This window comes from Pedobacter psychrophilus (genome assembly GCF_001652725.1).
Lineage (GTDB): Bacteria > Bacteroidota > Bacteroidia > Sphingobacteriales > Sphingobacteriaceae > Pseudopedobacter > Pseudopedobacter psychrophilus.
Genome location: NZ_LWHJ01000032.1, coordinates 147,988 through 156,157 on the forward strand (window position 1 = coordinate 147,988; position 8,170 = coordinate 156,157).

General features: G+C 32.5%; 5 protein-coding genes and 1 pseudogene. All 6 read left to right on the forward strand.

The features are described from left to right. Positions 1-3 precede the first annotated feature (3 nt). A complete protein-coding gene (locus A5893_RS17270) occupies positions 4-2,079 on the forward strand; it encodes an alpha-amylase family protein (protein ID WP_068823843.1) in 2,076 nt (691 codons plus the stop codon). Positions 2,080-2,341: 262 nt separating this feature from the next. Further along, positions 2,342-3,664 (forward strand): sugar MFS transporter, encoded by a 1,323-nt coding sequence (locus A5893_RS17275; protein ID WP_068823844.1) that lies wholly within the window; start codon positions 2,342-2,344, stop codon positions 3,662-3,664. Between the two features lie 23 nt (positions 3,665-3,687). Beyond that, positions 3,688-4,890, forward strand: a complete 1,203-nt coding sequence (nagA, locus tag A5893_RS17280; protein WP_068823845.1) for an N-acetylglucosamine-6-phosphate deacetylase — start codon at positions 3,688-3,690, stop codon at positions 4,888-4,890. A 370-nt stretch (positions 4,891-5,260) separates the two neighbouring features. After that, positions 5,261-6,277: a LacI family DNA-binding transcriptional regulator gene (locus tag A5893_RS17285; RefSeq protein ID WP_068823846.1), complete on the forward strand. Its 1,017-nt coding sequence runs from the start codon at positions 5,261-5,263 to the stop codon at positions 6,275-6,277. Between the two features lie 475 nt (positions 6,278-6,752). After that, positions 6,753-7,508: a glucosamine-6-phosphate deaminase gene (locus A5893_RS17290; protein ID WP_068823847.1), complete on the forward strand. Its 756-nt coding sequence runs from the start codon at positions 6,753-6,755 to the stop codon at positions 7,506-7,508. 230 nt (positions 7,509-7,738) lie between these two features. Next, positions 7,739-8,170 (forward strand): annotated as a pseudogene (locus A5893_RS17295) (tagaturonate reductase); the annotation flags it as partial.

An 8,170-nucleotide genomic window follows, 5' to 3' on the forward strand; every position in this document is an offset into this window, starting at 1 on the left:
ATCATGATAAGATCAGTTAAATTACTTTTTTTCATTCAGCTTTTTTTAACCACAACATTATGTTTTTCTCAAGAATATAGTGAAACATTAAAGCGTCCATCATGGATTAAAGATTTTCCAATATTAATGGTGGGTAACTGGGATATTAAACCAACATTTAGAACCCGTGTTGGTGGAAATCCATTATGGCAACCCGCTGAGTATGCGGCAGAACATACTGAAGAACGTGTTAAGCAATTTAAAGCGATGGGAGCTACAATCATAATGCTACACTTTTACAAAGGTTTTGGCTTAGAGGCAGAGAGAGAAGAACGGGAAAATGCTATTAAGTTAGCCGCTTTGTGCAAAAAAAACGGACTTAAAGTTGGTGTTTATATTGGAAGCACTTTAGCCTATGAGACCTTTTTATTAGAAACACCAAATGCTAAAGAGTGGATTGCGCCTGATTTTATGGGTTTGCCTGTAACTTACGGTAGCCAAACTTTTCGTAAATTGGTTTACTTTCAGCATGAAGAATATAAGGCCTACATGAAACGTGTGCTCAAAATTGCTGTGGAAGATTTGAAAACGGACTTGGTGCATTTTGATAATTCATCAATTCATGGTATCCCACCGGTTTTTTATCATCCACTGGCAGCAGAAAACTTCAGAATATTTCTGAGAAAAAAATATACTCCAGAAATGCTTAAGAAAAGGTTTGGATTTAGTGATGTTACTTATGTAGAACCTCCAAAATATGTTAAAGCACCAAGTCGTGTGGATGATCCTTTGATGCAAGAATGGATGGATTTTAGATGCCAACAGCTTGCAGATTATTATGGTGAAATGGAAAAATATATTAGAGGACTAAATCCTGAAGTAGCAGTTGAATGCAATCCGCATGGTTTATCAGGTAATAATACCATGATGGAGTATAGCGTAGATTTTCCACGGCTGTTATCGCATACAGATTTTTTCTGGACTGAAGGTGAGCAAACAGGTATGAACGAAAACGGTGCTTTACAATCTAAAATACGTACATTTAAAATGGCAAGGACTTTGAATAACCGAGTCTTTACTAATGTAAGTGCCAGTAAAATTAAAATGGCTGAATCTATGGCTTATAATCGCCAAGGTTTTGGTTTGATTTCCGGTACTGAAGAAATGGAAGGCGCTTTACCGGAAAAATCATATGTTCTTACTAAAGATGAACAGGAATACATTAAATTTTTCAAAAAGAACTTTAATGATTATCGTGACGTAAATAACATAGCCGATGTTGCTGTATTGCATTCTTACAACAGTATGGCTAATAATAGTGAACGCCCTTACGTTAGCACATTTCTTTATGAGCAAAGCCTTATCCAAGGTAAAGTTCCATTTGATGTTATTTTTGATGAACAGCTTAAAAATCTATCTAAATACAAGGTTCTTGTACTGGCAGACCAAGAGAGTTTAAGCGATGATAAATTAGAGTTAGTTCGAAACTTTGTAAAGAATGGCGGCGGTTTAGTGGCTACAGAGCACACGTCTTTATACAATGAATGGCATTTAAGAAAAATAGCTTTTGGATTAAATGATTTGTTTAAAATCGATCCACCAGAATGGCAAAAAAGATCTTTACCCGAAGATATTTTAAAAATCAATGTTCTAAAACATCAAGCAGGAAAAGGAAGGGTAGTTTACATTCCTGAGGTAAAACCGTCGGTTAAAAAGCCGCTATTAATTCCTGTTGCTGGGGAATATTTAAAGCTTGCATTAAATCACAATGAGTTGATTGATGCAGTAGAGTGGGCATCAGGAAATAAGCTTTCGTTACATATTGATGCACCGCAAACGGTAACTATGGAGCTAACGGAGAAAACAGATAAAAGTAAATTGATATTACATTTAGTAAATTTTGATTATCAAAAAACATCTCCTGCAGATATAAAAGTTGATGTTTTGATTACCGATAGGAAAAAGATACAACAAATAATTATGATGTCACCAGACGGAGCCCCAGATGAGAAGATGGCTTTTAAAGAAAGTGATGGACACTTAGCTTTTACTGTGCCAAAACTTGATGTTTATACGATGATAGTGATACAGCTTAAATAATAAATTGGAAATGCCCTCTTATGAAAAATCATAAATCATCTAAAAAAATAAACTACACAACATCATGGGTTTTAATCGCACCTCAATGTGTAATAAAAAAATAGCTTGTTAAAAGTAGAAAGACTTCAATTTATTCTTTAATTATCTTTTGTAAATTAATTAGAACGCTATTGCATTTTTAAGAGCAGACCATTCTATATCTCTAAAAATTAAACAGATTAATTGTATTAATCATAAAACAAAATAAACAATACAGATAAACATGAATAAAGAAATCACAAAGGTAGATGTTACATCCTTAAACAGAAGAGACACCAATATTTCTATTTTGATAATTGGAGTATTGTTTTTTATTTTCGGATTCGTCTCTTGGGTAAACTCAATACTAATCCCATATTTTAAGATAGCTTGCGAACTTAGTAATTTTCAATCTTATTTAGTTGCCTTTGCTTTCTATATTTCTTATTTAGTAATGTCTGTTCCTTCTTCTTACTTATTAAAGAATGTGGGTTTTAAAAAAGGAATGATGATTGGTTTTTGGGTAATGGCTTTAGGTGCATTTATGTTTTTACCTGCTGCGTACACCAGAACTTATGAGATTTTCTTAATAGGGCTATTTACACTAGGGGCGGGTTTGGCTATTTTACAAACTGCCGCAAATCCATATATCACAGTTTTAGGACCAAAGGAACGAGCTGCGCAACGTATCAGTATTATGGGGATTTGTAATAAAGGAGCAGGAATTTTAGCTCCCTTATTATTTGCTGCTGTGATATTAAGGTCAACAGATGGTGAATTGTTTAAGCAAATACCTTTGATGTCTCCATCAGAAAGAGAAATTGTACTTGATGAATTAATAAGGAGAGTGATTATCCCTTATGCTGTTGTAGGTGTAGTATTGTTTGGATTAGGTTTAATGGTGATTTTTTCTCCATTACCAGAGATCAATACCGAGGCTGAAAGTGAGGTTGAAGCTCAAGCAAATTCAGACAAAAAAAGTATATTTCAATTTCCTCATTTAATTTTAGGTGCAATAGCAATATTCCTACATGTGGGGACTCAGGTAATAGCTATAGATACAATTATAGGCTATGCAGATTCTATGGGAATTCCTTTAATGGAAGCTAAAGTTTTCCCTTCTTATACTTTAGCATTAACCATATTGGGTTATACATTAGGAATCATTTGTATTCCTAGATTTATTAGTCAAAAAAACGCTTTACGTATATGTACGTTATTAGGTTCTTTTTTTACGATAATGATTATTTTTAGTAATGGGGAAATTAATTTATTAGGGCATAGAGCCGATATATCTATTTGGTTTGTAGTTTTATTAGGTTTTGCTAATTCATTAGTTTGGGCAGGTATATGGCCTTTAGCACTAGATGGATTAGGTAGATTTACCAAATTAGGTGCATCATTAATGATTATGGGTCTGTGTGGTAATGCAATTATGCCTTTGTTATATGGCTATTTCGCTGATATATTTAATCATAGAGAAGCCTATTGGGTACTTTTTCCTTGTTATATGTTTTTGGTTTTTTATGCTTTTAAAGGGCATTTATTGAGAAAATGGGTAGCATAATAGATTAAACTAAATAGAAATCGATGAGCAATCAAATTAAAATCTATAATGCAAATATCATTACTCCCTTTAGATTGATTAAAGGAGGTTCTATTTTAATAAAGGATGGTAAAATAGAGGCAGTAAATGCTGGGAATTTAGAAGTGCCTAATGCTAAAGAAATTAATGCAAATGGAGCTTATGTATCACCTGGATTTATAGACATACATGTACACGGAGGTGGTGGTTTTGATTTTATGGATGGAAGTGTTGATGCATTTTTAAAAATTGCAGAATGTCATGCTAAATATGGGACAACTTCCTTAACACCAACAACCTTAACCAGCGAAAAAGAAGACCTTTTAAAAACTTTAGACGATTTCGAAACTGCTCATAAAATAAATAAAAATGGTGCTCAATTTATTGGGATGCATTTAGAAGGACCTTATTTTGCCATGAGTCAGCGTGGTGCGCAAGACCCTAGATTTATTCGAAATCCAGACCCTAAAGAGTACGAAGAAGTATTGGCTTACTCAAAATCAATTGCCAGATGGAGTGCAGCTCCTGAACTAAAAGGCGCTATTGAATTTGGACGTTATTTACGATCTAAAGGTGTTTTAGCGGCTATTGCCCATACTGATGCAATTTATGAAGAAGCATTAGAAGCGTTTGAGAATGGTTATACCTTAGCCACACATTTTTACTCTTCAATGTCGGGTGTAAGTAGAAAAAATGCACATAGATTTGCCGGAGTAATAGAAGCGGGCTATTTGATTGATGAAATGGATGTAGAGATTATTGCCGACGGAGTTCATTTACCTGCGCCTTTATTAAAACTAATTTATAAAATTAAAGGATCGGATAAAATTGCATTGATTACAGATGCGATGCGTGGTGCAGGTATGCCTCCTGGAGATAGTGTATTAGGTAATATTAATACTGGTTTAAAGGTAATTGTTGAAGATGGTGTAGCTAAATTACCAGATAGAAGTTCTTTTGCAGGAAGTGTTGCAACTGCCGATAGATTATTGAGAACAATGATAAAAGAGGCAGATATTCCATTGATTGAAGCGATTAAAATGGCTACAGCAACTCCAGCAAGAATTATGGGGGTAGATCATAAAATAGGGTCGTTAGTTGTAGGTAAAGATGCTGATGTCATTATTTTTGATGATAATATCAATATTCAAACTACCATTATTAAAGGCAATATTGTATATCAAAACGGAGAGCAAGAAATAAATTAAATGTAAAAGAGAATAAACAAATATTCAGTAAATAATTTTAGTGCCCCTTATTTGTATTCAAATCTTGAAATTGGAAATTGCCATGTCCAGTAAACCCCAGTATTAAGATAGTTTTAAAAACAATGAATATAGATTAACTTCTTTACCAATAAAATCTTATTTGATTCCTCTGAATCTTAAGTTAAATATATTTCTATTAATTCTAAAAGTCTTAAATGTCATAAAATGAGACTACTAAATCTTATAAAGATATAACGTTTTATTAGTTAACGCTGGAAACAATTTATACATTAAATCTAATAAAGATCTTAAGGTTGTAAATCACAATGATATTTGATACATTCACAAACTAACATATTATTAATTTTAAATGAAGCACTTCATTACCATTAAGGATATTGCTAAAGAACTTGACATTTCTGTTTCTACAGTTTCTAGAGCATTAAGGGATACCTATGATGTTAATAAAGAAACAAGAGAAAAGGTGCTAGAAATGGCTATTAAACTTAAATATAAACCAAACTTTAATGCAACTGGTTTAGCTAAAGGTAGTAGTCATAACATTGCTGTAATATTACCTTTTATTACCAATTATTATTTCTCAACTGTGATAACAGGAATACAAGAAGTAGCTTATCAAAGCGGATATAATATTGTATTATACGTTACTAATGATTCTCCTGAAAGAGAAATAGACATTATCAGCAATTTACCTATAACAAGTTTAGATGGTTTATTAGTTTCTATAGCATCAAATTCGGATTATTTTGATCATTTCGTAGAAGTAATGGCTAACGAAATACCTATTGTTTTTTTTGACCGTGTTGCCAATAATTTAGAAACCTCAAAAGTTTTGCAAGATGATTATAATGGAGCTTTTGAAGGTGTAGAGCATCTAATTGAAAATGGTTATAAAAAGATTGCCCATATTGCTGGTCCTGATACCCTTACTTTTACTCAAAATCGTTTAAGGGGTTATTTAGATGCACTTCATAAACATCAATTATCTACTAAAGAAGAGTGGATTGTTCATTCTGGTTTTTCTCAGGAAGATGGTAAAAAAGATGCTGAATTATTGATGAGTTTAGCTGATAGGCCGGATTCCATTTTTGCCGCTAATGATAGAAAAGCCATTGGGGCTATACTTTATTTGAAAAGTAAAGGAATTAAAGTTGGTGAAGAAATGGGTGTAGTAGGGTTCACAAATGATCCGTCTTCAGAAATTATTTCACCAGCTCTCACCACTATTGCCGAGCCTGCTTTTGAAATTGGTAAGAAAAGTTGCGAACTTTTGTTAAAACATATTGAAAGAAAAAACTTTCATCCTCAAGAGATTGTTTTTCCTGGGAAACTTATTGTCAGAGAATCCAGCTCTAAAACTATATAATCAATATAATCCTCTATCCATTTTTACGTTATGTGGCGTTATTTTAATTAACTAATCCCCTCTTTAGTTAATCTACTATTTCGATAACGGTATCGATAACGTTCTCGCTTTTTAATAATTGAGAAGGTATAAAACGTATAATCCTATTTGATACATTTGACTTACGAGCTTGTTAGGGATCTTTGATGTTCAATATTATTGGATTTCAAAAAACTACCAATTTATATAAAATTCGATTTTGCTAAAGTATTTGTTTAGAATTAATTAATCATTAATTATAGCAGCTTAAAGCGAAAGTTATGTAAAATAACAATTAGAATTTTTCGGGCTTAAAACATTAAAAGTGAAATCATTTGAGATAGATAAATCAAAATAATATATCTTTTTAAGTGAGTATTTCAGATGGTTTAGTACAAAATTTATTCTAAATAAAGATTAATTAATTATAGTTTAAAATTTAACTCAAATATATTTTATGAAAATTATTATTTCAGAGAATCCGCTCCAATTAGGCGAGGTTGCAGGAAAAGCTGCTGGGATCCTTATTAGGGATGCTATAGAAAAAAAAGGACAAGCTAATGTAATTCTGGCAACTGGAACAAGTCAGTTTGAAACCATTAATCAATTGATAAAAGAAGACATTGACTGGAGCAAAGTGGTGATGTTTCATCTTGATGAATATATAAACTTACCAGTTACAGAACCTGCTAGTTTTAGAAAGTATTTAAAAGAGCGTTTTCTACAAAAAGTAAAATCATTAAAAGAAGTTTATTTAATTAATGGTGAAAATAATGCTATTGAAGAAATAAAAAAATTACAGGCGGCCATTTCACAATATCCTATTGATGTAGCTCTAGTGGGCGTAGGAGAAAATGGTCATCTTGCTTTTAATGATCCCCCTGCAGATTTTGATATAGAGGATGCTTATCTAGTTGTAGATTTAGATGATAAATGTCGTATGCAACAGTTTGGAGAAGGATGGTTTAAATCATTTTCTGATGTACCTAATCAAGCAATAAGTATGTCAGTAAAACAGATTATGAAGTCATCTCATATTATATGCTCTGTACCTGATGAAAGAAAGGCTCAAGCAATTAAAGACAGCATAGAGCAGGAAGTAAGCAACATTTATCCCGCTAGTATTTTACAACTGCATCCAAATTGCACTTATTACCTAGACAAAGAATCATCAAGCTTATTAGCAAAAACATACAATTCTCAGATCGTATAGTTCCTAGCAGGTCTTAGGTTTTATAGTATTAATTGTTTCATTAATTTGAGATTTTTCTCTCATAATGAGACTATGTAGCTCAATGTCCCGCTATAGCTCAGAAATTTTTAAAAAATATTTTACTCAATTTTTATTAAGTGCATTAAAATGCAAAGTTATGGGTTGGTAAACCATAAGTTAAAAAGAATTAATGTATTGGCTTTTAAAGCAGGCACCAAATAAATAAGACCATGATTTTAAATAAGAAAAACTTAAGCCTGGTTTCATCAGAAAGCTTGATAAAGCCAAAACCCAAACTATTTGATCTGCCCGAAAAAGTATTACAGTTCGGCACAGGAGTTTTACTACGTGGTTTACCAGATTTTTTCATCGATAAAGCGAACAGACAAGGAATATTTAATGGACGTATTGTGGTAGTAAAATCTACCGATCATGGCAGTACCGATGAGTTTGATCATCAGGATAACCTGTACACCATTTGTATCAAAGGGATAGAAAACGGTAATACCATTGAGCAAAATATAGTTTCATCAGCGATAAGCAGGGTATTAACAGCAAGTAAACAATGGAACGAGGTCTTAGATTTCGCTGCTTCAGATTCTTTAGAGATAATCATCAGCAATACCACAGAAGTAGGTATACAATTGGTTGAAGAAGGTATC